The 26,213-nt window shown below is 42.6% G+C and carries 23 protein-coding genes and 1 riboswitch; all 23 genes read right to left on the bottom strand.

Features of this window, described 5'->3' with window-relative positions:
- Nucleotides 1–196 precede the first annotated feature (196 nt).
- Nucleotides 197–1,609 (bottom strand): ribosome biogenesis GTPase Der, encoded by a 1,413-nt coding sequence (gene der / locus FTU70_RS12710; protein WP_004975107.1) that lies wholly within the window; start codon nt 1,607–1,609, stop codon nt 197–199.
- Between the two features lie 218 nt (nt 1,610–1,827).
- Nucleotides 1,828–2,976 carry an outer membrane protein assembly factor BamB gene (bamB, locus tag FTU70_RS12715; RefSeq protein ID WP_004975105.1) on the bottom strand — a complete coding sequence of 383 codons (1,149 nt, stop codon included), beginning with the start codon at nt 2,974–2,976 and terminating at the stop codon, nt 1,828–1,830.
- Nucleotides 2,976–3,677, bottom strand: a complete 702-nt coding sequence (locus tag FTU70_RS12720; RefSeq protein WP_180060677.1) for a tetratricopeptide repeat protein — start codon at nt 3,675–3,677, stop codon at nt 2,976–2,978. The genes bamB and FTU70_RS12720 overlap by 1 nt, the downstream gene beginning before the upstream one ends.
- A 30-nt stretch (nt 3,678–3,707) precedes the next feature.
- Nucleotides 3,708–5,003, bottom strand: a complete 1,296-nt coding sequence (gene hisS / locus FTU70_RS12725) for a histidine--tRNA ligase (protein ID WP_004975101.1) — start codon at nt 5,001–5,003, stop codon at nt 3,708–3,710.
- A 3-nt stretch (nt 5,004–5,006) separates the two neighbouring features.
- Nucleotides 5,007–6,128, bottom strand: a complete 1,122-nt coding sequence (gene ispG, locus FTU70_RS12730) for a flavodoxin-dependent (E)-4-hydroxy-3-methylbut-2-enyl-diphosphate synthase (protein WP_131260758.1) — start codon at nt 6,126–6,128, stop codon at nt 5,007–5,009.
- Between the two features lie 22 nt (nt 6,129–6,150).
- Complete coding sequence (locus tag FTU70_RS12735) at nt 6,151–6,960, bottom strand: RodZ domain-containing protein (protein WP_004975098.1); 810 nt, start codon at nt 6,958–6,960, stop codon at nt 6,151–6,153.
- Nucleotides 6,951–7,760, bottom strand: coding sequence for a type IV pilus biogenesis/stability protein PilW (pilW, locus tag FTU70_RS12740; RefSeq protein WP_004975096.1), 810 nt, complete (start codon nt 7,758–7,760; stop codon nt 6,951–6,953). The genes FTU70_RS12735 and pilW overlap by 10 nt, the downstream gene beginning before the upstream one ends.
- A gap of 53 nt (nt 7,761–7,813) precedes the next feature.
- Nucleotides 7,814–9,046, bottom strand: a complete 1,233-nt coding sequence (gene rlmN / locus FTU70_RS12745) for a 23S rRNA (adenine(2503)-C(2))-methyltransferase RlmN (protein ID WP_004975094.1) — start codon at nt 9,044–9,046, stop codon at nt 7,814–7,816.
- Nucleotides 9,047–9,182: 136 nt separating this feature from the next.
- Entirely contained in the window at nt 9,183–9,614 is a 432-nt protein-coding gene (gene ndk, locus FTU70_RS12750; protein ID WP_004975092.1) for a nucleoside-diphosphate kinase, read from the bottom strand.
- A gap of 161 nt (nt 9,615–9,775) precedes the next feature.
- Nucleotides 9,776–9,976 (bottom strand): Fe-S cluster assembly protein IscX, encoded by a 201-nt coding sequence (gene iscX / locus FTU70_RS12755; RefSeq protein ID WP_004975089.1) that lies wholly within the window; start codon nt 9,974–9,976, stop codon nt 9,776–9,778.
- 101 nt (nt 9,977–10,077) lie between these two features.
- On the bottom strand, nt 10,078–10,629 hold the full coding sequence (locus tag FTU70_RS12760; RefSeq protein ID WP_004975087.1) for a phosphatase PAP2 family protein: 552 nt from the start codon (nt 10,627–10,629) through the stop codon (nt 10,078–10,080).
- Between the two features lie 25 nt (nt 10,630–10,654).
- Entirely contained in the window at nt 10,655–11,938 is a 1,284-nt protein-coding gene (locus FTU70_RS12765; RefSeq protein WP_180060678.1) for a glycosyltransferase family 1 protein, read from the bottom strand.
- Nucleotides 11,939–12,204: 266 nt separating this feature from the next.
- Nucleotides 12,205–12,630, bottom strand: a complete 426-nt coding sequence (locus tag FTU70_RS12770) for a hypothetical protein (RefSeq protein WP_004975083.1) — start codon at nt 12,628–12,630, stop codon at nt 12,205–12,207.
- A gap of 31 nt (nt 12,631–12,661) precedes the next feature.
- Nucleotides 12,662–14,980, bottom strand: a complete 2,319-nt coding sequence (locus tag FTU70_RS12775) for a fimbria/pilus outer membrane usher protein (RefSeq protein ID WP_180060679.1) — start codon at nt 14,978–14,980, stop codon at nt 12,662–12,664.
- A gap of 3 nt (nt 14,981–14,983) precedes the next feature.
- A complete protein-coding gene (locus FTU70_RS12780) occupies nt 14,984–15,700 on the bottom strand; it encodes a molecular chaperone (protein ID WP_004975079.1) in 717 nt (238 codons plus the stop codon).
- A gap of 98 nt (nt 15,701–15,798) precedes the next feature.
- Nucleotides 15,799–16,329, bottom strand: coding sequence for a hypothetical protein (locus FTU70_RS12785; RefSeq protein ID WP_004975075.1), 531 nt, complete (start codon nt 16,327–16,329; stop codon nt 15,799–15,801).
- Between the two features lie 753 nt (nt 16,330–17,082).
- Nucleotides 17,083–18,009 (bottom strand): branched-chain amino acid transaminase, encoded by a 927-nt coding sequence (locus tag FTU70_RS12790; RefSeq protein ID WP_004975074.1) that lies wholly within the window; start codon nt 18,007–18,009, stop codon nt 17,083–17,085.
- A 34-nt stretch (nt 18,010–18,043) separates the two neighbouring features.
- Nucleotides 18,044–20,788, bottom strand: coding sequence for a bifunctional [glutamate--ammonia ligase]-adenylyl-L-tyrosine phosphorylase/[glutamate--ammonia-ligase] adenylyltransferase (gene glnE / locus FTU70_RS12795; protein ID WP_096901524.1), 2,745 nt, complete (start codon nt 20,786–20,788; stop codon nt 18,044–18,046).
- Nucleotides 20,789–20,964: 176 nt separating this feature from the next.
- The gene (locus tag FTU70_RS12800) at nt 20,965–21,771 is read right to left on the bottom strand and encodes an enoyl-ACP reductase (RefSeq protein WP_004975071.1); all 807 of its coding nucleotides are present in this window, start codon (nt 21,769–21,771) and stop codon (nt 20,965–20,967) included.
- A gap of 179 nt (nt 21,772–21,950) precedes the next feature.
- The gene (locus tag FTU70_RS12805; protein ID WP_168418575.1) at nt 21,951–22,943 is read right to left on the bottom strand and encodes a DUF2804 domain-containing protein; all 993 of its coding nucleotides are present in this window, start codon (nt 22,941–22,943) and stop codon (nt 21,951–21,953) included.
- Nucleotides 22,944–23,230: 287 nt separating this feature from the next.
- Nucleotides 23,231–23,752, bottom strand: coding sequence for a DUF1543 domain-containing protein (locus FTU70_RS12810; RefSeq protein ID WP_180060680.1), 522 nt, complete (start codon nt 23,750–23,752; stop codon nt 23,231–23,233).
- A 141-nt stretch (nt 23,753–23,893) separates the two neighbouring features.
- Nucleotides 23,894–25,138, bottom strand: coding sequence for a tryptophan synthase subunit beta (trpB, locus tag FTU70_RS12815; protein WP_168418573.1), 1,245 nt, complete (start codon nt 25,136–25,138; stop codon nt 23,894–23,896).
- Nucleotides 25,110–25,763, bottom strand: coding sequence for a phosphoribosylanthranilate isomerase (locus tag FTU70_RS12820; RefSeq protein ID WP_168418572.1), 654 nt, complete (start codon nt 25,761–25,763; stop codon nt 25,110–25,112). The genes trpB and FTU70_RS12820 overlap by 29 nt, the downstream gene beginning before the upstream one ends.
- Nucleotides 25,764–25,955: 192 nt before the next feature.
- Nucleotides 25,956–26,180: riboswitch (cobalamin riboswitch) on the top strand.
- Nucleotides 26,181–26,213 lie beyond the last annotated feature (33 nt).

Raw genomic sequence — 26,213 nt, forward strand, 5'->3', positions numbered from 1 at the left:
AGCAACAGGAGGTGTTGCTGAATATATATCCATGTTCATGGATTAAGTCCCCACTTGTTTTTAGGTGGGAACTAAATTAAGGCTTATAGGATCGCTTGGTAAGGCTGTGTTAGCCGGATGCTTACAATTAAGTCGCTCAAAAAAAATCCCGAATCCACATTCGGGATTTTTTATTAAACACGTCAAAGTTTAAGCCTTAGCCTCGCTTGAACTTCTTCTCGGCTTTCTTAAACTTCTGCACATAACGACGACGACGTGCGGCTGTGCGTTCATCCACTTGTGACTTACGTCCTTCAAATGGGTTTTCAGAAGTTTTAAATTCAATTTTTACAGGCGTACCTTCTAGCTTATAAACTTTACGGAACACGTTTTCTAAATAACGACGGTAATCTGCAGGTGTTTTATCGACCTTATTACCATGAATCACGATGGTTGGCGGATTCTGTCCACCCATGTGTGCATAACGCATTTTAATGGCGCGACCTTGCACCTTAGGTGGATGGTGTGCATCTGTTGCATCATTCAAAATCTGGGTCAGTTTCGCAGGTGACACTTTTAAGTGTGATGATTCATAAGCACGATGAATAGAAGGATATAAATCGCCCACGCCTGTACCATGCAAGGCAGAAATTAGGTGGATTTTTGCCCATGGAATAAAGTCAAAACGACGCTCAACATCTAACTTACATTGTTTGCGATCATATTCGGACATATTGTCCCATTTGTTAATCGCGATCACCATGGCACGCCCTGCTTCAAGCGCATAACCAATTAAGTGTAAATCTTGCTCGACAATACCATCACGCGCATCCACCACAATCACCACCACGTGTGCATCTTTCATGGCTTGCAAGGTTTTCACAATCGAGAATTTCTCGATCATTTCATCGACCTTACCTTTACGACGCACACCTGCAGTATCAATTAAGGTGTATTTACGTTCGTTGCGCTCAAACGGAATATAGACTGAGTCACGTGTCGTACCTGGCTGATCGTATGCCACTACACGTTCTTCACCCAATAAACGGTTAACCAGTGTCGATTTACCCACGTTTGGACGTCCAATAATGGCTAAACGCAAACCTGTGTCTTGATCATGTGCATCTGGGTTTTCATCTTCAGGAACATCTGCCAAAACGTCTTCCAGCATTTGCTGAACGCCTCGACCATGGCTGGCAGCCACTTGCAATGGCTCGCCCATACCCAGTTTAAAGAACTCAACCAAAGCGGCTTCGGCATGTACGCCATCTACTTTGTTCGCCACCAAGAATACTTTTTTGCCCAAAGTACGCAATTCACGCGCAATTTGCTCATCCGATGCCAACAAGCCTGCACGTGCATCGACCACAAAAATGATCATATCGGCTTCATGGATGGCTGTTTTAGATTGTTCAGCCATGTAAGAGTCGATGCCACCTTCACTTTCGCCAATACCGCCAGTATCGACCACAATGAAAGATTTATTTTGATAGGTTGCATCACCATATTTGCGGTCACGTGTCAGACCTGCAAAGTCAGCAACAAGTGCATCACGGCTCTTGGTAATCTGGTTAAACAGCGTTGATTTTCCGACGTTCGGACGACCAATGAGCGCAATTACGGGTTTCATAGATTAACCTTTATTCAAGATCAGTCAGTTTCAATGGTCTGTACATCCGAAACTGTGGAAGAAAGAACAGAGTATGGATGTTGGGTTCAGCGTTGCGACCACGCAAACGACAGAGAGAACATCGACCACTCTATTAAATAAAAACACGGGGCATTGATGATTCAATTACCCCGCGTAAAAATACGGACAACTATTTTAGCATAAAAGTCAGAACAAAATTAGCGGTTCTGCCAAACGCTTAATGCGCCCTTTTGCGTTGCGACATAGAGTTGATTGTCAATTACACGCAATGAACGGACTTCGCCATTGGTTTTTGAACGTCCAACCAGTTGCCCTGAGCTTGGATCAATGAGGTGTAAAACACCATCTAAATCACCGACCACTAAATATTGTCCAAACAACACAGGATTAGATAAACGACGGTTGAGCAAACTGTCATTTTCCCAAAGTGCTTGTCCTGATGTGATTTCGTAAGCTGCAATTTTACCATCTGCAGTGCTGACAAATACACCATTCCCCGCAACTTCTGGACGTTTGGTACTGCTTGCATCTTCACTCCAAATCACTTGTTGTGAAGCCAAGTCCAATACGGTGACCTGACCTTGGTAGCTTGTGGTCACCAAGAATTGACCAGCAACCACTGGGTCGCCATCAATGTCATTTAAGCGTTGAATGTCTGAACGGCCTTCACTAATGGCAACGCGGCGCTGCATACGTGGTACGCCTGTAACAATATCCAGTGCATAGACATAGGCATTTGCAGAAGCAATCAGTACAGTACGTGAATCGAGCGCCACAGGTGCAGCCATACCACGCAAACTAAATTGCACGTTTGGCAAGTTGTAAGTCCACACCAACTGACCTGTTTCGGCATTGTGTGCATATACCGTGCCGTCATTACTTACAGTCACCACACGACCCGCCTGAATTAACGATGGCGCAAGAATTGCACCTGTTAACTGTGCAACCCACTTTTGCTCACCTGTTTGCTGATCTAAAGCAAACAATTGACCTTTGGCATTTCCTGCAACCACAATGCCTTCAGCAGCATTGACACCTGCCGTTAAGCCTTGCTTAGACACTTGTTTTTGCCAAAGACGTTGTTTGCCTTGATAGGCAGCCATCTCACCTTTAGGATCAACAGTATAAATTACCCCGTTTTCGGCATCTAATTGCAGGCGCAATGGATCGGCTGCTGTAGTCGATGCAACGCTTTGTGAAAATACAGGAACTAGACTTTGAGCTTGCTCAAGTTTTGGCAGTGGATTTGGCTTAACTTCTGCAACTTTAATTTTATTGGTGGAACACCCCGCCAAAGCAAGGGTTAAAACGGTCAGTGCAAACGGTATTTTATACTTTCTATTCATTAGCTCTCATCCACTTGTGTGTCTAATACTGGGCGTTCAATTTCAGGATCATCCACCAAAACACCAACACTTTCGAGTTTTATTTGTAAAATTTGACGTTCTTGTTTACGTTCCACCAAAGTATCCCATGCACTTTGATACGCTTTTTGGGCATTTTCACGGTCATTTTTCGCGACATAAACATCGCCACGCGCTTCATCTGCAGTCGCTTTAAATGCAGGATCAGTCACCGCGGCCAAACTTTGAATAGCTTCATCGTATTTCTTTTGCGCCAACTGTGCATAAGCCAAACGCAACTTAACCAATTGCACTAAGCCTTGGTCTTTTACTTTAGAGTTTTCAACTTTCTTTAAGGCTTTTTCTGCGGCAGCAAAATCTTGCTGATCGTAAGCGAGTTTAGCCATTAAGAATTGAGTTTGAATAGCTTGCGCAGAATCAGGGACTTCTTTCACAATTTTATCGGCAGTTGCAGACAATTGACTGAAGGCATCTGGATTGCCTTCTGCTGTACGTGCATCATCCATCAGTTGTTGCACTTTAGCAGTATTCATTTGCTGCTCTGCCAAGGTTTTTTTCTGCCAATATTGCCATCCGAAAAAGGCAATCAACGCAATTAAAATCCCGCTAATCATGGCTGAACCATATTTTTTCGCAAACGATTTTAAACTATCAAGTTGTTCGTCATCACTCAATGCGCTCATTGGATTACCCTTTTCCTTATGTTATTTGGCTTATTGTGAAGAAAATTTTTCAATGATGAAAGGCACAATTTTGGTCACTGCAACAGTCGTTTGCTCAGCAGTTGCCAAGGTTTTCACTGCCAATTGCTGTGCTTCCGCTTCGCGCTCACCAAAAATCAAGGCATAGATTGCACCTGATTGATCGGCTTTTTTCATTTGGCTTTTCATTGAGCCTTGTGAACCAACTTTTAAGCGAATCTGGCTGCCCGCTTGTTCGAATTGGTCACGAATTTGCTCAGCTAAAACCAACGCCTTGCCTTGAGTTGTTGGATCTGCCAACAAGAATACTTCACAATCACGTACAGGCGTATTGTCTTCGACTTGTTCAAGCAACAACAATAAACGCTCAATGCCCATGGCAAAGCCCACAGCAGGTACAGACTGATCTGCTTTACCTTTCAACTGCCCAACCAGACCATCATAGCGCCCACCTGCACAAACTGTACCTTGCGAACCTAAATGCGTGGTTGTCCATTCAAAAACAGTTTTGTTGTAATAATCTAAACCGCGTACCAGTTTTTGATTAATCACAAACTCAATGCCTGCATCGGTTAAATATTGCTGTAATTGGGCAAAATGATTCAGCGTATCTTCACCCATAAAATCATGCAATTTTGGAGCATTTTCTAGGATGCTTTGCGTTTTAGCATCTTTCGAGTCCAAAATACGCAGTGGATTAGTACTTAAACGACGCTGTGAATCTTCATCTAAATCAGCTTTGTGTGCTTCCAAAAACTCAACCAAAGCAGCACGATACGCTGCACGCTCATCCGACTCACCTAAGGTATTCAACTCTAAGCGGACTTTATCGGCAACGCCCATACGTTTCCATAAACGCGCAGTCATTAAAATAAGTTCGGCATCCATATCGGGTGTTGCAACGCCAAAAGTTTCCACACCAAATTGATGGAATTGACGATAACGACCTTTTTGTGGTTTTTCATAACGGAACATCGGGCCGATATACCACACGCGCGGTGTCGCACCACGTAGCAAATTGTGCTCTAACATGGCACGTACACAACCTGCAGTTCCTTCAGGACGCAAAGTCAAAGACTCAGGCGGATTACCCTTGTCTAAGAATGTATACATTTCTTTTTCGACGATGTCGGTGGCGTCACCTATTGAACGCTTAAACAAATTGGTTTGCTCTACCATTGGCAAACGAATTTGTTGATAACCATAAGCATCCATTAAAGATGCTAAATGTTGCTCTAGACGTCTCCACGCAGGTGTTTGCGTTGGAAGAATGTCATTAAAACCTTTAATTGCAACAATTGAACTCATGACTTACTCAGAAAAATTTGTACGAATAATCTCTTTAGATTTAGCTTCTTCAAGCTCTGTAACACGCTGACGAACCATGCTTTCGATTTCATCAACGAGTTGATTGGTATCAATTAAATGGCTCTTTTCACCATTACGATAAACCAATGAACGCGGACTTGCGCCCACCACACCAATATCAGCTTCTTTAGCTTCGCCCGGGCCATTCACTTTACAACCAATGACCGATACATCCATTGGAGTACGAATATCTTCCAAACGCTCCTCCAATGCCTGCATTACAGAAATGACGTTAAATTCCTGACGTGAACAGCTTGGGCAGGCAATAAAGTTAATCCCGTTAGAGCGTAAACCTAAAGATTTTAGAATATCAAAACCGATTTTAACTTCATCTTCAGGTTCTGCCGCAAGTGAAATACGCATGGTATCGCCAATGCCTTCCATGAGCAGACCGCCCAAAGCAATTGCAGATTTTACGGTACCTGTACGGTAAATACCTGCTTCAGTTACGCCCAAATGTAATGGATTATCAATTTGTTGTGATAACAAACGATAAGCATCCATGGTTAAAAACACATTCGATGCTTTGACTGAAACTTTAAATTCCTGAAAATCTAGACGGTCTAAAATATCAATATGACGCATGGCAGATTCTAGCAATGCTGCGCCTGTCGGCTCGCCATATTTTTTCTGAATATCTTTTTCTAGCGATCCCGCATTCACACCAATCCGCATAGAAATATCATGATGTTTGGCAGCAGCTACGACTTCACGAATTTTAGCTTCCGAACCAATATTACCCGGGTTAATCCGCAAACAGTCTGCACCCGCATCAGCAACTGCCAACGCAATTTTATAGTCAAAGTGAATGTCTGCCACCAACGGCACAGATACTTGCTTTCGAATTTCACCAAATGCAGCTGCGGCTTCCATGGTCGGTACAGAAACACGCATGATGTCTACACCCGCATCTACACAACGCTGAATTTGCGCCACGGTTGCAGCAACATCGCAGGTTTCCGTATTGGTCATACTTTGGATGCTAATGGGCGCATCACCACCCACATAGACAGAACCCACACGAATTTTACGGGTCGGACGGCGTTGAATTGGATTTACAATCATGATATCGCTCTACCTTGCTGCATTATCGAGATAAACGGAATTCTGCTTTTCCGTTCACAGTATATGGCGATAATGAAATCGACTCATTGTTCAAACTTAATGACACAGCAGTCGCATCATCTAAGCGAATTTGAAATGGGGCTTCGCCTTGTAAATTTAAAGTAGAGGCTTGACGTCCTGTCGCTAAAACATTGCCAGCAGAGTCAACAATATGCACTGAAGTTGGACGAGCAAATTGCAAATTCAGCTGATCGCCCGAAGCAAGTGCAGGCGTGCTGCCTGTCGCATTGTCAGAAATGATTTGCACATCGGATTGCAGTACTGCAATTTCAGGTTCTGCACCCTCTTGACCAGACGACATCCAGTTTTGAATTAGCGCGACCAATGCCCACAACAACAGCAATACCGCCACAATCACAGCGATACGTGTGAGCCACTTTTTATTGCGATCGCGGTTAGAGCCTGGCAGTTTTCCCATAATTTTGATGGGTGAATTGTTCAAGGCGTGATTTGGCAACAACCCTGTATCGTTGGCATAAATTTCATCAAAACGCTGAATAATGGCTGAAGCATCGACCTGTAAATATTTGGCATAGGTACGATAATAACCTTTAATAAAGGTCGCTTCAGGCAAAGCGGTATATTCGTCTTGCTCTAGCGCCATCAGCGTTTTTAATGGAATTTTCAAATCTTTTGAAACATCATCCAGTTCGCGTTTTTGATTGACGCGAATTTGACGAAGGTACTCACCTGGACGTTGAACATTTCCTAATGCATGGGGTACAGGCGTTGTCCCCTGTGTGGGTTGCGGTGAATTAGGATTTACTTCCATACGGCCTCAGTACTGTACTGTAATTGCAAATAACGTTGGTATTCTTGGCTATTGGGAAATAATGCACGCAGCTGGTTCACTAAAACCTGAGTTCCCAATTGATCGCCATTGGCACGTGCTAAACGAATCCCAATCCATAAGGCACGCGCACCCTGATTTTTTTGCCCCACAGCACGTACAAATTGTTCATACAATTGTCGCGCGGGTGCAAATTGTTGTCTTAAATATAAAATTTCCGACAACTCTAACATTGAAACATAAGAATCGCGATTGGCTTGCAAGGCTTGTTTGAATGACTTTTCGGCATTCTCTATATCGCCTAATTTCAAGTAAATACGACCTACATTTTCCAATGCTCTAAAGCGTTGATCATAACCCAGTGTTGCACCTGCAATACTGAGCTGCTCAATCGCATCATTATAGCGTTCTACTTGATATAAATACGTACCATAGTTGTTACGCGCTTGTGCATTTTTTGGGTCAGCGGCAATGGCACGCTTAAAATACGCATCGGCTTTTTCTAAATTCAGCTTGCTGCCTTCTTGTTGCAGCAACACGCCCATCATCATATTGGCGGTGGAATCACGTGAATCGCTTTCCAAAGCTTGATCAAGTGCGCGTTTGGCTGAGTCTAAATCGCCATTTTTTAAGTATTCTGCTGCCAACTGCGTACGTACTTGCACCGCTTTTTCAGGGTCTTTTTGCCCTAAGGTTGGAGCTGTGGTTTGACAAGCTGCAGCAAAAATTGCCGAAATACAAACAGTTGTAATTTGTGCGATTTTAAATACAGGCTTATTCATGGACATCCCCTTTGCGTCTTCGTTCGATGCAAGTTAGTTATCTATACAAGTCATTATCCTTGCGAGCGTATGATTTCATTTTGCGCTGCAACTTTCTTTTTCCACTGTTCGGCACGGCGGGTGCGGTCTGCCACTTGTCCGACCAATTGCCCACACGCAGCATCAATATCATCACCACGTGTCTGACGAATCGTACACACAAAACCTGCATCAGACAAAGTTTTTTGGAAAGAAATAATTCGATTTCGGCTTGAACGTCCATACGGCGCGTGCGGAAATGGGTTAAATGGAATCAAATTAATCTTGCTTGGCAGGTTCTTGAGTAGCTTAATCATTTGCTGCGCATGTTCAGGATGGTCATTTACACCATCTAACATGACATATTCAATGGTCACGTGTTTACGCGCACTTTCGTTGCCATCTTTGCCAATATAACGCTGACAAGCTGCGATTAATTGTTCCAATGGATATTTTTTATTGATTGGAACAAGTTCATCACGCAGTTCGTTATTGGTGGCGTGCAAAGAAATTGCCAAAGCCACATCAATATCTTGTGCCAATTGGTCAATTTTAGGTACAACACCCGAAGTCGATAAAGTCACACGACGCTTAGACATGCCATAAGCAAAGTCATCTAGCATAATGCGCATGGCGTTCAAGACGGCATCGTAATTCAACAACGGTTCGCCCATACCCATCATCACCACGTTGGTCACAGAACGCTCACGTTCAATCACAGGCACATCTTCCATATAGGAATAGTTTGCCATCCACAACTGACCAATAATTTCGGCTTGGGTTAGGTCACGCTGAAAACCTTGTTTACCCGTAGAACAAAATGAACAGTCCAGTGCACAACCTACTTGCGATGAAATACACAGGGTTTTACGTGAGCCAGTTTTATCTTCGGCAGGAATCAGAACGGTTTCGACCAATGAGCCTTCACCATCACCCACACGGAATACCCACTTACGGGTACCGTCTTTAGAATAATTTTTATGCACCACTTCAGGCGCTTTAATTTCACAAATCTTTTCCAGTTTTTCACGTAACTTGCCTGAAATATTGGTCATTTCGGCAAAATCTGTGACAAAAAACTGGTGAATCCATTTCATCACCTGCCCTGCACGGAATTTCTTCTCGCCTAAATCTTCAAAAAATTTTTCCATTTGTGGACGTGACATGCCAAGGAGATTCACTTTCTCTGCAGTCGCAGACTGTGCAGGAGCGGACGCAGATGCTTGCTGAACATCTGTCGCAGATGCAGCGAGGACTTCTGTACTCATGTGTGTATACCTAAACCATGTCTAAAGATGAAAGGAGAAGCTCAAGAGGTGAGCAAAGGTTTATTCAGAAAATAAAAATCGGAGAATAAAAAACCAGATAAGCATAATAACACTTATCTGGTTTGAATACTGCGTATTAACGAGTACGTGGGCAAACTTCAGTTTGAGCAAAGAAGTAGTTTACTTCACGCTCTGCAGATGCAACTGAGTCTGAACCGTGAGCAGCGTTTTCGTCGATGCTTACAGCGAAATCTGCACGGATTGTACCAGGTGCAGCTTCTTTAGGGTTTGTTGCACCTAAAATTTCACGGTGAGCAAGAACTGCGTTTTCACCTTCAAGAACTGAAACAACGACTGGACCAGAAGTCATGAACGCAACTAGGTCACCAAAGAAACCACGTTCTTTGTGCTCAGCGTAGAAGCCTTCAGCTTCAGCTTGAGAAAGGTGTTTCATTTTAGTCGCAACGATTTTAAGACCAGCTTTTTCGAAACGAGCAAAGATGTCACCGATGTGGTTTTTAGCAACTGCATCTGGTTTTACGATAGATAAAGTACGTTCAATAGCCATGATTGGCTCCTTAAGTCAATGTTGACGCGAAAATTTTGCCGCATTATACCGAATAATGGGCTATTTTCTGCTTTTGATGTGTAAAAAAATTGCTTTTTTCGATATGAAGCGCATTGTGCAGGACCTTGATCGGCAAATCAATCTTGCTTCACACCGCTAGATTAACGTGCTTCGTCAATCCACGCCATTTGAATGGCTTCTAAGATGCCTTCAGTCGATTTTTCGGGATCATCTTGAAACTCTGGCAAAGCACAGACCCAAGCGTGCAAATCGGTAAAACGAATCCATTGCGGATCGACATCGGGATGCGCCTCATATAACTCAATGGCAATGTCGATGCTGTCCGTCCAACGTAAACCCATGTGTATTCCCTATTCTAGTCAAGACAGCGACTACTTTAACAAATTTCGCATGGGCTGCCTGCCATTACTGCACTGAATTTTCGATTTGGTTTTATCCAAGCTTATAAAACAATATTTACATAAGGTGCAGCCAAAATAATCGCACTCGCCACTGAACCGCCAATCATCGCCCCGACTGCCACATCACTCGGATAGTGCAAGCCTAAAATCATACGGGAAACGGCCACCAAAATCGTAAAGGGCAACATCAACATCAACAATACTGGCTGGATATAACCCAAAACCGTTGTGGTCATGACTGCATGCAAAGTGTGACCTGATGGGAAGCTAAAATGATCTAAGGGACGTTCACCCAAACGGATCACTTGGTGTACCTGATACGGACGTGGACGGACGGTTTTTTGTTTTAAATATTTATAAATACCTGTGCCGACAGATCCGCCTAACAACAGATAAATAATTTGTAAACTATAACCAATGCCCTGCATCATCCATGCACTTGCGAGCATGACATACCAGAACACACCATCGCCCAAACGGCTAATAACTTTAAAAAATTGTGCCACCCGCTGAGAGTGGGAAAAATGGTTAAGATACAAACAGCCTTTTAAGTCGAGATCCAGCATTCTTATTTTTGCATTTTTAAACTTCATCAGTTCTCTCCTCTTTGGCGTATAGCTAAGATGGCATGTGTAGCTCCTTCGCCACCAGATATAACGCCTGCTCAAATTGTTGGACTGGATACTGCCAGCCAATATTTAAAGTCGCTTTGCGGGCGTGTTCGCCCATCTGTCTAAGGGTTGTAAGATCGGGAAGTCGGTGGATATGACCGACCAAATCTTCTGGCTGACCAAGTGAACTCAACCAGCCTGTTTCATTCGGTTTGAGATGTAAACGTGCACAGGCATAGTCATAAGCAATGACAGGCAAGCCACTGGCCATAGCTTCTAACACGACATTGCCAAAGGTTTCGACCTGACTGGCAAAAGCAAACACATCGGCACTGGCATAGGCTTGTGCAAGTGCTGTGCCACTTAAACTACCTGTAAAAACAATATCTCCCTGAGTGTTCATGGCTTCTAAACGCTCACGGTCTGGGCCATCTCCGACAATCACCAATTTCACAGGCTGTTCAGTATTTTTTGGCATACGCTGATAGGCATCAATAATAAGATTGACTTCTTTTTCAGGTGATAGACGCCCTACATACAACATCACCCGCGTGTTTTCACTGGCACCCCAGCTCGCTCTAAGTTGAGGCGAACGAAAATCTGGTGAAAAGTATTCGACATCAACACCACGCCCAACCACCACCAAAGGCCCTTGCACACCAAACTGACGCAATGATTTTTCGGTGTGGCTACTTGGCACACACGTCAGCGAGGTATTGTTATGAAACCATTTTAGATAGTGCTGAATTGGCTTGAGTAAAAATGCCAAATCGAAAAAACGGCTAAAATCTTGAAATGCGGAGTGAAAACCACTTGATACTGGAATATTTTTTGATTTTGCAATATGTAAACTGGCAAGCCCTAAAGGGCCTTCAGTGACGATATGCACCACATCAGGTTGAAACTCATCTAAAGCCTGCGAAAGTTTAGACCACTGCGGCCAGCCAAATTGTAAATTATGATATTTAGGAATGGCTTGTGCTTTTACCAGACATTCTTGATACGGTTGGAATTGAGTGCAGGCTTGTTTTTGTTCAGGGCGAATCAATAAAATTTTGTGTCCAAGTTCCTGCAATCCTTTGCAAAGCTGCAACAGTGAACGTGCCACACCATTAATTTCAGGTGGCCAAGTTTCTGTTACAAGGGCAATTTTTAAACGTGGGCGGACAAGGTCTGAGAGTTCAGAGGTAGGCTGGCTGCTTTTTTGTTTTTGATCTTGTTTGAAATGAAATTTAAATGCATCGCTGTAACGCTCTAATTTACTGCTCTGCTTTGCCAATACATTGCTCATCGCCTTTTTGCTCAATTCTTATTTTATGCTTGCTAGCATAGAGCAGCTGCATTGCAGTAATATGATGCTTTGGTGACACATTTGTCATTTTTTTAACAACTCGATGATCGCCTATACCTAGTTTTGCACACATAGTTTTATGTATAAATTTAATGTAAATCGTTTGCTGTCATTCACCCTAAATAGATAAAAAAAGCAGATATTGGATACCTGCCTGCTGAATATCTTGTTTGCTGAATACCTGATCTGCTGCACATCGAAGCCCTCTAAAAAAGTAAATTAATATACAACTCATCGGTATAACGACCTGCTGGCGTTGTCAAACTCGGTTGTTCATCCAAGCGTACCGCGACACTGTATTTATGTCCTGTCGTAGAAACATGCCCTGCGATGGGCGTGTTCCACAGATTTGTTTTTGCTCCCATAATACTCATACTGGTGCGTAAACGGTGTGTGCCATTATTCACAAAACTGCTGCCATGTTTGTCACGTAAATTACGACTACTGAACTGAATGCTATAACCTCGATCACAGCGCACATTAAAACTGGTTGCAGTCTGGCTACGGTATTGTGAGCTCATTTGCAATAAAGATTCACTGACCGAACCAATGGTGCAAGCCTGTGCAGGAAAACAAATCCAGCATCCACACAGCACTAGACTTAATTTTTTTACCATCCCTAATTTTTTCATGTTCTCATCCTCAATCATCCTGCTGATATACTTACTGACAAATCAAATCTAACTGTCTGGTTTGTGGAACAGTGCCTGCTTTAATTTGAGGGACGTCAAGTGAACTATGGCAAACTTTTCCACCTTTGGTTTTAACCTTCAGCGTATAACTGCCTGCTTTCACACCATATAAATGTACTTTTCCATCGCTGCCCACAGGTACAAATTCGGTTGCATCATCACTTAAATACACTTCACTGCCCTGCACAAAGGTCTGCTGATCGGGCGTGAGTAAATGCAATATGATCAATCCTGTACGCTGAACAGGGAAATTCACTTTATAGCCGCGTTGATTCATACCAATCACTTTTTGGCTTGAATATTCAAAGCTGTCATACAAATCTAACTGGTCTTGATCAAAAGACACGTCGTAATTGACGTAAGGCACAATGTCGTGCACAAACACATAACCGTGTTGATTGGTTTTACCAACAGGTGTTAAGGCACGTTGTACTTCCACATTTGGAATATCACCAACATTCACCAAAGCAAAAGCATTGTCTACATATTTGGTCATGGCCCATTTACGGTCTAACCACACTACTGCACCCTGATAATTGGCTTGACTGTAGCTAAAGCGTTCACTTTCATCGTGGCTTAAATATAAATTACCCATCGGCATTTTCAGGGCGGTATAGGCATTTACCCCAATATCCCCTTCTGTTTGTTGGTGACGCACAGCAAGAGTGTAATCCACACCATTTTGCGTCAGGCTGCTCTGTGCATAACGCAACTGGGTTTGCTCATCAAAATTATGCGAAAGCTGCGCACTGCGGCGTTGGTCAAATTGATAATTCAGTGTTAAATATGCCCCGTCACTATCCTGCACTTTCAAATCTTTATAATAAGAAAACGACAGTGAAGTTTGACGCCCAAACATACGAGAAAAACCAACTGTAAGCATTTGGCTATCTGCAAAGCTATTATTTGCATTGGGATGATAACGGCGCTCTAGATAGTTCACATTTAAGGTATTAATGAAAGGAATATTGAAAATACTGACATAAGCTAAGTTGTCGTATTCCACTGTTTGTGTCATATCGCTATAACCCAAACCACGATATTCAGGACTGTAGTATTTATGACTTGCACCAAGTGCAACCCGACTTCCATTACGGCTTAACGAAGCGCCAAAGGTATAACCATCGCCCCAATCACTGTGGCTAGACGCAGCATGCGTATCTAACAAGGCATATTTGCTGAGAGATTGCGTCCATAGCAACCCGACATTCTGCACATCTTTGCTATAACTTAAATTGGTTCCTAAAGTCGTGCTGTCTGTAATTCCACGTCTGAAATAAAGGTTGCCAAAAAACTCCCGATAATCATCCGACACGTAGTCGTAGTCATAACGCAGCTTTCCTGCAGAAAAGTTGTATTCGTTCAGTCCTGGTTTGAGTAGTTGCGTGGTGACATAAACTGGAAAAGATTGCACGGTACGATTTCCCAATACATCTTCCACCACCACTTGCGCCTCGCCCGACTGCTGAATATTTGCACCCGTATTTAAGGTATAGTGCCCAGGCGTCACTTGTTGCTGATATAGATTGATGCCATTAATGTATAAATCGACGGTGGATGGCAGTACAGCACTGCCTCTTAAGGTGGGTACATTCCAATAAATAAAGTCTGGATAACTACTAAAATTTGAACCAAAAGACACACCACCAAATCTGAATGTATCTAATAAAGGATTGTAAACGCTGGTGTTATCACCCAAAGTTAAACGCTGATAACGTGATGGAAATTCAATTTCAAAACTGGTATTCAAACGCAGTAGCTTATCTTGATCCTGTTCTGCCTCTTTGCGATACATCATGCCATTTTTAAAAATCCAGTAATCTTTAAAAATACCAAGCTCCGCCAAACCATTTAATTCATTGTAATTATCATAACGTGCATACAGCACATTATAATTTAAAAAACCGCCCAACTCTGCTTTAGACGGAATCGCATGGGTTTGGCTCAGTTGTGCATCTATAAAATAGCTGGCAGGTACGGTCAATTTAATCGCTTGCAGCGCAAAGTCTTGTTCAGACTGAATTTCATTGGTGGTTACAGAACAGAACTGAGTTTGTGCACTGTGTTTTTGTAAACGGTCTTGCTGTAAACCAAGTTGCTGCAAGACCTCGCATTCCATATAGCGTTGCCCATCCTGCTGCAACACCAAACTTTCAATGACACGATCTACGCCATTCAGCCAAACACTATTCAACGCCATTTCAGCATTGGCAGCATTGGCAGCATTGGCAGGTAATGGTATCCCCCACAGGACACATTGCAGCGCAAAAAACAGTCGAGTTCTATGCATGATTTAGCCCTTCATTTTTAACTCAATGGCTTGCTCACTTTTATCTGTTTCAAGTTTGAGTATGTAATTTTTCAAATCACTAAGTTTGATTTGCCCCATATCAAAGCTGTGTTTTTGTTGATTTAACAAATATTTCATTTCACGTGTGGTTGCAATGGGTTGTTTTTGTTGATTTAAAATGCTGATTGAAGAAATTTGCACATGCGATGCAGCATGATTTTCTATCTCTAAAAATAAGTGGTCGTTCTGGTAACGCGGGGTTGCAGTCACCTGAATGGCATCTTGCTTACCAACAAACAACGGTACAGAAATCGTAAATAAAAATTGTAAGGCGTCTTCTTCCACCACAGGGGCAATTTCTTTAAAAACAATACGCCAAGTTTTTTCTTGCGCCATTTCTTCCTTAGAAAGTGGTCGGCTAAAACCTACGCGTATCACTTGTTGTGCATTCGGTTGTAAAACAAAGTTTTTAGGATTAATTAAGATGTCTTGTTCTGGTTCTAGCACATCTTCACCCTGTGCATTTTGCGACCATTTATAGGCAGACATTTCAAAGCTTTTCGGTTCAGTAAGGTCTGTGGCTTCCATGACTACTGTTGCACTGCGTTGTCGTGCTTTATCGCCCAAATACATTTGCGTAGGTGAAATGACCAAGTTTGCATAAACAGCTTCTACACATAAGCAACCTGCAACCAGCATATATTTCAATAATCGTTTCATACTTCCCCCAGCAATGTCTTATTTTGTATTTCTTTAGACTAAAAAGTTGACTCCACCCTGTCGGTAAAGCCAACTGATTTAGATTGAGTTCAAGCGAATTAGAATGACACTCGAATGTTGTATTTATCGGTGTAAGTACCCGCTGGTTTAGAAATACCTACGCCCTCACTTTTAACCAAGACATTGTAAGAATTCCAGCCATTGCTACCTGGCGCAATGTTGGTTTGCTGATCATTTAACTGAATCACAGACGATGAACCCGTAAGCTTGGTTTCAACTGTTAAGCCCACTGCATGGCTACCTGATTTGGCTGCAGATTTGGTTGTTTTGCCTCCACCAACACGGTTGTCGGTATCGACCAATAAGTTGTACTTTGCATTCGCCCCAACCATAAATTGACCAGAAGCTTCTGCACCATCTTTTAATGAGATACTTGGTGTTTTCACTTTCAGCTCACAGCGCTTAGGCACAATCACTTGAATTGGAATACTTCCTGTACATGGCCCTTCGTTACATACTGGGGTTGGCTTAGGGTCTGGTTTAGGATGATGATTACCACCCGCCATTGTTACCGTTGAAAAAGCTCCGAAAACCATCAAAGCAGCAGCAGTTTTAATAAATTTAGACATGTCACTTCTCCATAACTCTTATAAAAAACCATTTTTTAATCATTCACTCACTTGAGATATCGTTAGAATTATTGAAACTCAATCCTTAGCGAGCTTCTTCATTTTAGGTATTTCTCACAAAAAGCCATCTATACGCCCTAATTCACACAATATTAAATAAACCTTGGAATTCAGCTAATTAGGAGATTAAAGTACTGTTTTAAATGACATCGCAAAAAACTAGGGAGCAGCCCACTCCCTAAAACTTGTGATACCAATTCTAGGGATACCCAAAAAATATATTTATTTACATTTAAACCAACACATTGTTTTTATTTAACTTTAACAACATTTTTATTTTAACTTTTGTTACATTTTAAGTAGGTTTATTTTTGAAAGAATGGTCAAAATTCAGTTTTTAGCCTAATTTTTACTACACTTTTCACGTATTTAATTCACTATCTCCTATCACATTCAACAGACTGAGCGTTTTTTAACATCAAATCTCACCAATTACAGGGATTGCCTATCGCTATAAAAAAGCCATGTTTTGGGCGGCTGAATCTATCCAAAAGATCAAATTTGCACACCACCAACTCAACGAAGAAACAGTTGATCATTCATCTATATCTGTAACGTGAGAGATAAACCTCGCAAGATGTTTAGCTAACTCATAACGCAATAGCAGACAAAATAAAACCCCATTCAAACTATTGCCTGAACGGGGTCATCACACCTGAGTCAATCATGTTGACTCAGGTACACACGCGTGACTTATTTAACGTAAGTCAACCAATGTGCATATTTGTCATTCTTGCCTTGAACTGCGTCAAAGAAAGTTTTTTGAATTTCAGTAGTAATTGGGCCACGTGAACCACAGCCAATTACACGGTCATCGTATTCACGAATTGGGGTAACTTCTGCTGCTGTACCTGTAAAGAAGGCTTCATCGGCAATGTAGAATTCATCACGCGTAATACGGCGTTCAACTACCTCATATCCCAAGTCTTTAGCAATGGTGATCACCGTTTGACGCGTAATACCATCTAAAGCACCGCCTGCGATGTCTGGTGTATGTAAAACGCCATCTTTAATTAAGAATACGTTTTCGCCAGAACCTTGACATACATAACCTTGTGGATCCATCAACATCGCTTCGTCATAGCCTGCTTGCGCTACTTCTTGGTGTGCAAGAATAGACAAAGTGTAGTTACCAGAAGCTTTAGCTTTACACATGGTCACGTTTGGATGATGATGCGTAAACGATGAAGTTTTAACGCGAATACCTTTAGCCATCGCTTCTTCACCCAAGTATGCACCCCAACCCCAAGCCGCAACAGCAGCATGAATGGTGTTATTGGTTGCAGCAATACCCAGTTTTTCAGAACCAATCCAAATTAATGGACGTAAATAGCACGATGAAAGTTTGTTTTCACGTACCACATCAATTTGCGCCTGTTCTAAAGCTGCTTGATCAAATGGTACTTTCATTTGATAGATTTTTGCAGAGTTTAACAAACGCTTAGTATGGTCCTGAAGACGGAAAATCGCAGTTCCGTTTGGCGTTTCATAAGCGCGGACACCCTCAAACACACCCATACTGTAGTGTAAGGTATGCGTTAAGACGTGAATTTTTGCATCACGCCAGTCAACCAATTGTCCATCTTGCCAAATAAAACCATCACGATCAGCCAAATTCATGGCACACACTCCAAATGTTTATACAATAGTCATTTTAATCCAACGCAGACATAGCAGTCGGATCAATTAATCTTTGCCATAACTTGCAAACGACCTCACGGGTATCGTACCAGTCCGCAGCATTGACTTGCATGGATTGATTTGCAAGGGCTAAGCGGTGGCTTTCGGCTCGTTCACGGAGATAAGCTTGAATCAATGCTGTCGCATCGTCGCTGGATAAGCAACCTGTTTTTGCGGCATCTTCAAGGATTCTTACGTTGTCGGAATAATGGGCGAGATCAGGATTCGACCCACTCCAGGCTAATACCGCATACTGTGCCATAAATTCGATATCAACGATACCACCTGCATCCTGTTTTAAATGAAAAATTCCATCTTTTTTTTGCTCTTTAGATGAACCCAAATGATCTTTCATTTTTTGACGCATTTTCAGCACTTCACTGCGGACATAAGCTTCATCTCGCGGCTGGGTTAAAATCTGACAACGCAACACTTCAAACTTGTCACGTAAACATTGCTCACCCGCAATACTGCGCGCACGCACTAAAGCCTGATGCTCCCACAGCCACGCACTTTTCAGTTGATATTGCTCAAAGGCCCGTAAACTGGTCACCAATAAACCCGCATCTCCCGAAGGACGTAAACGGGTATCGACATCATAAACTCGACCATCTAAAGTTTGCGTGGTCATTAAAGATACAAATTTACGTGCCACCCGCATAGCAAATTCAAAGCCACTGATCGGTTTAATGCCATCAGTATCGGCTTGTTCATCCATGTTGTGAATAAAAACCACGTCTAAATCTGAGCCGTAACCAAGTTCGATGCCACCTACTTTGCCATAACCAATAATGGCAAAAGCGTTATGCTCCAAACCACAGCGCTGCCCTTCACTGTCTAGCGGATAACCATGTTTTTTGACAATCATCTGATAGGCCAGTTGTAGGGCTGCATTTGCGGTCACTTCGGCAATATCAGTTAACGCATCTGACACTTTCATTAAGTGGCTTTCTGCCAGTACATCGCTGGCCGCAACTGTCAATACGTTGGATTTTTTGAATAAACGCAGCACCCGCATGAGGTCTTCAACTTCATCCAGTTCAATGCGCAGCAATTGTTGGCGTAAAGAATCTTCCAAATCACTGCGTTTTGGCAATTCAAAATCCATAGATAAAAATTCATCTAACAACACAGGATATTGCGTTAATTCTTCACAAATCCACGGGCTGACTGTGGCCATTTTTACCAAGCGTTGCAGTGCCCCCTTGCTTTCAATCAGCATGACCAAATACACGGTACGACGCAGAACAGATTCGACCAGTGGCATTAAACGCATCAATGCCATTTGTGGATTTTCTGACTGCAACACTGCTTCAATCAAGTGTGGCCAAAAGGTTTTTAAACGCTGTAAAGCTTTGGCGGTGAGTTTTTTAATGGCATGTCCATACCAGAACTCATGCACTAAATTTTTCGCTTGATCGTCTAGTACCGCATCGAGCTGTTTTTCTAGCTGACTGTAATTTTCCAGCAAAGAATCGGGTTCATTTTCTTTAATTAAATGCTCAAACTGATAAATGACTTTGACACGCTTTTCATTTAGGGTCTGCATAAAGCTGTCCCAATCGGCAAAGCCCAAAGTATCGCTAATGCGTGCGCGTAACTCAGGTTCAGTCGGTAAAGCTTGGCTTTGCTGATCATTCAAGGCTTGAATGGCATGTTCTACTCGACGCAGGAATAAATAGGCATCTTCCAAATCCAGTACGGCTTGTGGCTCTAGCAATTCAGCTTCACCCAAATGGCGCAAACTCACCAAACACTGGCGGTCTTGTAATTCTAGTTTTGAACCACCGTAAATCAGCTGAAAAACCTGCACAATAAATTCAACTTCACGAATACCGCCCGCGCCCAATTTAATATTGTCTTCAATATTACGACGCTGCACTTCGCGCTCAATCATGGCTTTCATTTCGCGCATGGCTTCAAAGGCGGTGTAATCGACATATTTGCGGAATACGAAAGGTCGGGTCATTTCCAGCAGTTCATAACCTTCTTGCCCACCTGTGATAATACGTGCCTTAATCCAAGCATAGCGTTCCCATTCGCGTCCATGCTGGCTTAAATATTTTTCCAGTGCGACATGGCTAATCGCCAAAGCCGAACCATCACCCCACGGACGTAAACGCATATCGACACGGAAAACAAAACCATCGGCGGTGATATGATCTAATAGATAGATCAGTTTTTGTCCCCATAAAATGCAGAATTGCTGCACTTCAATACACTTGCGTCCATTGGTTTCGCCTTGTTCATCAAAGGCAAAAATCAGGTCGATGTCGCTGGATAAATTCAGTTCCTGCGCGCCATGTTTGCCCATGGCGACCACAATCAGGTCTTGGACTTTACCGTTATACCCCATCGGTTCGCCATGCTTGGCGACCAACGGAATCCGAGCAAAATCTTTGGCTACTTGCACACAAATATCGGCAAAGTCTGAAAGTTCCTGCGTCAACGTCACCACATCGGTGAGTTGGTTGGCATCTTGCCAAATCCAGCGGAACATTAAACGCGCGCGTAAAATTCGCAGGGTTTTCATCCACAAGGTTTCATCTTGAATGTCTTGTAAAGTGGAAATCACCAATTGATGAATATAGTCTGCGCTCAGCGGTTTTAGAAATTGGTCAATTGCATAATCCTGCTGTAACAGGCTTTCGTGATTTGCCAAGACTTGTTCTGCATATTGACTGGCATGTAACGTTTTTTGCAATTGTTCCGCATTCATTTTTAAGACCTAAAACCCAGTTTTATTTTGAAATATTGTCAACTCATCTATTTATAGCAGCAGATGCGCCAAAGAAGAAAATAAAATTACAGCAATCTGCAAAATACCTCTTGCTTAAAATGCAGCGATAAAAAAACCGAAGCCTAAACTTCGGTTTTATCTGCTTGATGCAATGCTTATTCAGCATCTAGCATTAATTCTGCGCTCATACCAACCGTGTTAAAACCTGCATCGACATACAGAATTTCACCAGTAATACCATTCGCCCATGGTGAGCAAAGGAATAATGCCGCATTACCAACATCTTCAATGGTCACGTTGCGTTTTAAAGGTGCAACTTTTTCATTGAGGTCTAACATTTTACGGAATGATTTAATGCCTGATGCGGCAAGCGTACGAATTGGGCCTGCAGAAATTGCATTCACGCGAATACCGTCAGCACCCAAGCTTGAAGCCAAGTAGCGTACACCTGCTTCTAAAGATGCTTTCGCCATACCCATGACGTTGTAGTTTGGCATCACACGCTCAGAACCTTGATAAGTCAAAGTCAATAAGCAACCTTGGCGTGCTTGTAATAATGGTTTTGCAGCACGTGCCATCGCAATAAAGCTATAAGCACTAATGTCATGCGCAACTTTAAAACCATCACGATCTGTAACATCGGTAAAGTCACCATCTAAAGTATGCGCAGGCGCAAAACCAATCGAGTGAACCAAACCATCCAAACCATCCCAGTGCTTTGCCAAGTCAGCAAAAGCTTGCTCAATTTCTGCATCTACGCCTACATCGCAAGGCAATACAATGCTTGAGCCAAATTGTGCAGCGAAGTCATCAACACGTTTTTTGAGTTTTTCATTCGGATAAGTAAATGCTAATTCTGCACCTTCACGATGCAATGCTTCTGCAATACCAAATGCGATAGATAATTTACTTGCAATACCAGCAATTAAAAAACGCTTACCCGCCAAAAGACCTTGTGCCATGTGAAACTCACCTTGATATATTTCGCAATATCATGCCAATTCTGAACGCATAGTGAAATTGCATAATGCGCCTTTTTTTGCCGTTTATGTAAAAACTCAATGGCGATTCAAGTGAGTGATAGATGACGTCACATGATAATCTGCAAGTGGTGACGTACAATCTTGGTTAAAAACTTGCCCTACCACTTGGCATAATGCTGTTCAAGCAAACCATATTCATTCAGTAAAATAATCTCGGTATCGCCTTGCTGAATCGTACCGCTAATTTTAGCTTGCCATTGACTAAACTGACTGCCCACCAAACGCAAATTCAGATTTTCATAACGACGCCAACCTGTGCTGACGGTTAAATTCAGCTGATGATCCAGTGAGCGAATACTCCACAAATCTTCATCTTCATGTTGGAACAGCACATCTGTTAAGGGATACAGCACGCCATTGATCCACAAACAGTTTTCATTGCCAAAACTTTCATTCACACCAGAAGCTAAATTCAGCCCCACACGGCGGTTTTCGGTATCCCAGAAATTACACGACAACCAAAACCATGCTGTTTCAGGACGCAAAAAACCACAGGTATCATCTAGTGAGGCAAAAGTCCGCTCATGGAATTGAATGGTTTGTCCTGTTTTATTGACAAAATACCCTTCACAACCCAACGTGGTCAATTTTTGGGTATAAGTCCAACCATTAATGCCTGTCGGGCTGCACATGCTTAATGGGTCTGTACCTGCACAAAAAATACGAGCACTGAGTTTAATTTCGCCATATTTGGTCACACGGATATAGCGCACACCATTGGCATGTTGAATTTCAATTTGAAATGGAGATTTATCAAAATAACTTTGATTGAATAACGGCTGTTCATCCAACACGGTATTGCGGGATAAAAAATTAATCGCATTCCATTCCTGCACTTCACCCGTCATGTGATTATAAATATAGACAAAACCATGACCTGCCCATGCAATATCTGCAATGGCTAAACCAATGGTATAGTGCTCATGTTGAATGCTACAAAATTTAAACTTTTTATATTTTAATCGCTTACGCCAACCCGACAGTACTTCACCATACGGTGTTTTGTATTGGTAGGCTTGGTAATCAATCTTTTTGGGAAGTTCACTAAAACGTCCATAATGCGGTTGTCCATTCGCCTGAATTAAATCCATTGAAGACATTCCCTATTGTCTAAAACAATTCATCTTTGGTCGTATTATGCCTACAAATGCATGTACAAAAAACCCGCAGCTTATGATTTTGTTGAAAAACTTATAAAAACATAGATTGTTTTCTTTTTTCGCCACTCAAGTGACTATAAAATCAACAATGCTTGTAAGTACATTCATCAGACTTCGCTCGCGAGTTCAACATTAGTGACTCAACGTGAGTGGTGGCAGTAGCTAAAACTGCCCATAAAAGACAATCTATTTTAAAGTAAAAGCTAATCTAAGAAGATTTAAACATCTGAATCCAAAGTCAGATACGTATTTTCCCAGCGATTAGCTGAAAATGAACCTTCAACCAGTTGCACATAGCGACCGTGCACCTGATCAATTGCCAAACAATCATCTACCTCTAAAACCCGATCGGTATGCTGTTTTTGCCAGTGCTGGGCAAAATAAGCTTTTCCACGTTGCTTTGCCACCATTGGATTTTGTGCTACCACCAACACATAACGATGCAATTCTCCAAATTCACGCGGATCATAGCCACCCAAATTAATTAAATACAGACGATTTTCAGATTGATTCGGCTGTGCATCTGTAAATTTCAAATAGTAAGATTTGCCTTCAAACTCCACACCGTTGATTTGCGCCCACGCATCAATATGTAAGCCTTTGGGTTCTGCAAACCAAGCCTGCTTGAGTTGAGGATAGGTTTCTTCTAAAGTATCACCCACTGCAAGTACCACATCATGCACTTCTGTGTTCGCCCGTGCATGACGCCCACCCAACATGACGATGAATAAACTTGGCATACCCGTCCCCTACATAATTTTTAGCTTTAATGGTTTTAAAGTAGCGAGAATTTTTAAATGAACCAATTAAAAAATCGTGCCGAATTGCTTCAGCACGATTGAATAAAAATTTAGCCTGCGCTATTTCAAGCATGCGGCAATTTACATATCTACCATTTCTACGCCATCTAAACGTGCAACGGTCATTAAATCTTTATCACCACGACCTGAAACGGTCGCAATAATGATTTGGTCTTTATCCATCGTTGGCGCAAGCTTGGTGACATACGCCATCGCATGTGAACTTTCTAATGCAGGAATAATCCCTTCAATACGGGTTAGGTCACGGAAACCTTGCAAAGCTTCTTGGTCATTGATTGGCACATAATCGACACGGTGCATATCTTTTAAGAAGCTATGCTCTGGCCCTACACCTGGGTAATCTAGACCTGCAGAAATAGAATGTGTTTCAATGATCTGACCTTGCGCATCCGACATTAAATAAGTACGGTTGCCGTGCAATACGCCTACGTGTCCAGCATTCAATGGCGCAGAGTGCTTGCCTGTTTCAATGCCCAAGCCCGCAGCTTCAACACCGTACATTTTCACTTCGGCATCATTCAAGAATGGATAGAACAAGCCCATTGCATTGGAACCACCACCGACACACGCCACAAGTGCGTCAGGTAAACGACCTGCCTGCTCTTGAATTTGACGACGTGCTTCACGACCAATAATAGATTGGAAATCACGTACCAATTGTGGATACGGATGTGGGCCTGCCACAGTACCAATCACATAATACGTTGAATCGACATTGGTCACCCAGTCACGCATAGCTTCGTTCATGGCATCTTTTAAGGTTTTAGAGCCACTTTCTACAGGTACAACAGTTGCCCCGAGTAAGCGCATGCGGTACACGTTCATGGCCTGACGTTTGACGTCTTCTGCACCCATGAACACTACGCACTCTAAACCTAAGCGGGCTGCAATCGTTGCGGTTGCCACACCATGCTGACCAGCGCCTGTTTCGGCAATAATGCGTTTTTTACCAGACAACTTTGCCAGTAATGCCTGACCAATGGTGTTATTCACTTTATGTGAGCCTGTATGGTTCAGGTCTTCACGCTTTAAGTAAATTTGCGCACCACCTAACTCTTTAGACCATCGCTCAGCATAATACAAAGGACTAGGACGACCTACATAGTAGGCTAGATCGCGGTCGAATTCTGCCAAAAACTGCGGATCATCTTTCATGCGGAAATACAATTTTTCTAAGTCTTGTAAAGCCGCCATCAGCGTTTCTGACACAAAACGTCCGCCATGGATCCCAAAATGCCCTTTTGCATCTGGGAACTGGGTATAGTCAATCACTGGATTATTGTGATTTGTACTTTGCTGATCCACGTTGGACTCCTTGCATGAAGTGTTCTATGAGTTGTTGGTCTTTAATACCTTTTGCAGACTCTACCCCGCCACTAACATCAACGGCATAGGCTTGGGTGGTCTGAATTGCATCTTCAATATTGGCAGGGTTTAAACCACCCGCCAATATTAAAGGAATATCGAGTTTGGGGAATTTTGACCAGTCAAAACTGTGTCCTGTTCCACCTTTCAGCTCAGGATGCCACGCATCTAATAATACTGCGCTTGCACCTGCTTGTTGATAGCTTTTTATCGCATCCAATACATTTAAATCAGGTTTGACCTGTATGGCTTTGTACCATCTGCGTCCGACTTGCTGTGCTATTTGCTGACATTGCAATGGTGTTTCATCACCATGAAATTGCAGAATATCTAAAGGCACTTGTTTTAGTACTGCGGCTATGTCGTCTGCACTGGCATTTACAAACAAGCCAACCACTTGCACATAAGCGGGTATGTGTTGCACAAGGTTTTCTGCTTCAGCAATGCTGACATTACGAGGACTCAGTGGATAAAACACCAAGCCAATTGCATCTGCACCCGCATGCACAACACTGTTTATATCTTGAATTCGCGTGATTCCGCAAATTTTGGCACGGGTACGCATCGTTTTGGACTCTAATCCTGATTTTCAATTTTCATTTTGCTGATCTTGCTGTGCGTGACTTTTAAATTGTCTGTTCACACTAACAAAATCAGATATTGGGGCGAATCATTGTAATGCAATTTTAAGGGGTTGAGTGAAGTTCAGGCGGATTATTCTGCATTTCCGTTGTTTAAATGGCATACAGACTTTATACTTCGCGCAAATGCAACGAGTCCTAGCTTTGAGCTTTAGGGAAGTTGGTGAAAGTCCAACACTGCCCCCGCAACGGTAACCATGAAACGTATATCAATTTAAATCGTATGATTTACACCACTGTATGAACAATATGGGAAGGTGGATATACAGCGAAGCAATCATAAATTAGAAGATGCTTGGCACATTGAAGTCCGGAGACCTGCTTGTTGTGCCCTTAACTCAATCATTCACGTGGGGTGAATGTACGGAGCAAAG

It is taken from the genome of Acinetobacter sp. YH12135, assembly GCF_013418565.1.
In the GTDB taxonomy this organism is placed as follows: Bacteria; Pseudomonadota; Gammaproteobacteria; order Pseudomonadales; family Moraxellaceae; genus Acinetobacter; species Acinetobacter towneri.

What these genes read in the sequence shown, in the direction of transcription:
- FTU70_RS12775 (WP_180060679.1), bottom strand. Translation starts at nt 14,980, where the DNA reads ATGCATAGAACTCGACTGTTTTTTGCGCTGCAATGTGTCCTGTGGGGG.
- FTU70_RS12770 (WP_004975083.1), bottom strand. Translation starts at nt 12,630, where the DNA reads ATGAAAAAATTAGGGATGGTAAAAAAATTAAGTCTAGTGCTGTGTGGA.
- FTU70_RS12810 (WP_180060680.1), bottom strand. Translation starts at nt 23,752, where the DNA reads ATGCCAAGTTTATTCATCGTCATGTTGGGTGGGCGTCATGCACGGGCG.
- FTU70_RS12800 (WP_004975071.1), bottom strand. Translation starts at nt 21,771, where the DNA reads ATGGCACAAGGTCTTTTGGCGGGTAAGCGTTTTTTAATTGCTGGTATT.
- FTU70_RS12735 (WP_004975098.1), bottom strand. Translation starts at nt 6,960, where the DNA reads ATGGAAGTAAATCCTAATTCACCGCAACCCACACAGGGGACAACGCCT.
- glnE (WP_096901524.1), bottom strand. Translation starts at nt 20,788, where the DNA reads ATGAATGCGGAACAATTGCAAAAAACGTTACATGCCAGTCAATATGCA.
- FTU70_RS12760 (WP_004975087.1), bottom strand. Translation starts at nt 10,629, where the DNA reads ATGAAGTTTAAAAATGCAAAAATAAGAATGCTGGATCTCGACTTAAAA.
- FTU70_RS12765 (WP_180060678.1), bottom strand. Translation starts at nt 11,938, where the DNA reads ATGAGCAATGTATTGGCAAAGCAGAGCAGTAAATTAGAGCGTTACAGC.
- FTU70_RS12820 (WP_168418572.1), bottom strand. Translation starts at nt 25,763, where the DNA reads ATGCGTACCCGTGCCAAAATTTGCGGAATCACGCGAATTCAAGATATA.
- FTU70_RS12805 (WP_168418575.1), bottom strand. Translation starts at nt 22,943, where the DNA reads ATGGATTTAATTCAGGCGAATGGACAACCGCATTATGGACGTTTTAGT.
- FTU70_RS12785 (WP_004975075.1), bottom strand. Translation starts at nt 16,329, where the DNA reads ATGTCTAAATTTATTAAAACTGCTGCTGCTTTGATGGTTTTCGGAGCT.
- FTU70_RS12720 (WP_180060677.1), bottom strand. Translation starts at nt 3,677, where the DNA reads ATGAGCGCATTGAGTGATGACGAACAACTTGATAGTTTAAAATCGTTT.
- rlmN (WP_004975094.1), bottom strand. Translation starts at nt 9,046, where the DNA reads ATGAGTACAGAAGTCCTCGCTGCATCTGCGACAGATGTTCAGCAAGCA.
- FTU70_RS12780 (WP_004975079.1), bottom strand. Translation starts at nt 15,700, where the DNA reads ATGAAACGATTATTGAAATATATGCTGGTTGCAGGTTGCTTATGTGTA.
- FTU70_RS12790 (WP_004975074.1), bottom strand. Translation starts at nt 18,009, where the DNA reads ATGAATTTGGCTGATCGTGATGGTTTTATTTGGCAAGATGGACAATTG.
- ndk (WP_004975092.1), bottom strand. Translation starts at nt 9,614, where the DNA reads ATGGCTATTGAACGTACTTTATCTATCGTAAAACCAGATGCAGTTGCT.
- ispG (WP_131260758.1), bottom strand. Translation starts at nt 6,128, where the DNA reads ATGATTGTAAATCCAATTCAACGCCGTCCGACCCGTAAAATTCGTGTG.
- pilW (WP_004975096.1), bottom strand. Translation starts at nt 7,760, where the DNA reads ATGAATAAGCCTGTATTTAAAATCGCACAAATTACAACTGTTTGTATT.
- bamB (WP_004975105.1), bottom strand. Translation starts at nt 2,976, where the DNA reads ATGAATAGAAAGTATAAAATACCGTTTGCACTGACCGTTTTAACCCTT.
- der (WP_004975107.1), bottom strand. Translation starts at nt 1,609, where the DNA reads ATGAAACCCGTAATTGCGCTCATTGGTCGTCCGAACGTCGGAAAATCA.
- iscX (WP_004975089.1), bottom strand. Translation starts at nt 9,976, where the DNA reads ATGGGTTTACGTTGGACGGACAGCATCGACATTGCCATTGAGTTATAT.
- hisS (WP_004975101.1), bottom strand. Translation starts at nt 5,003, where the DNA reads ATGAGTTCAATTGTTGCAATTAAAGGTTTTAATGACATTCTTCCAACG.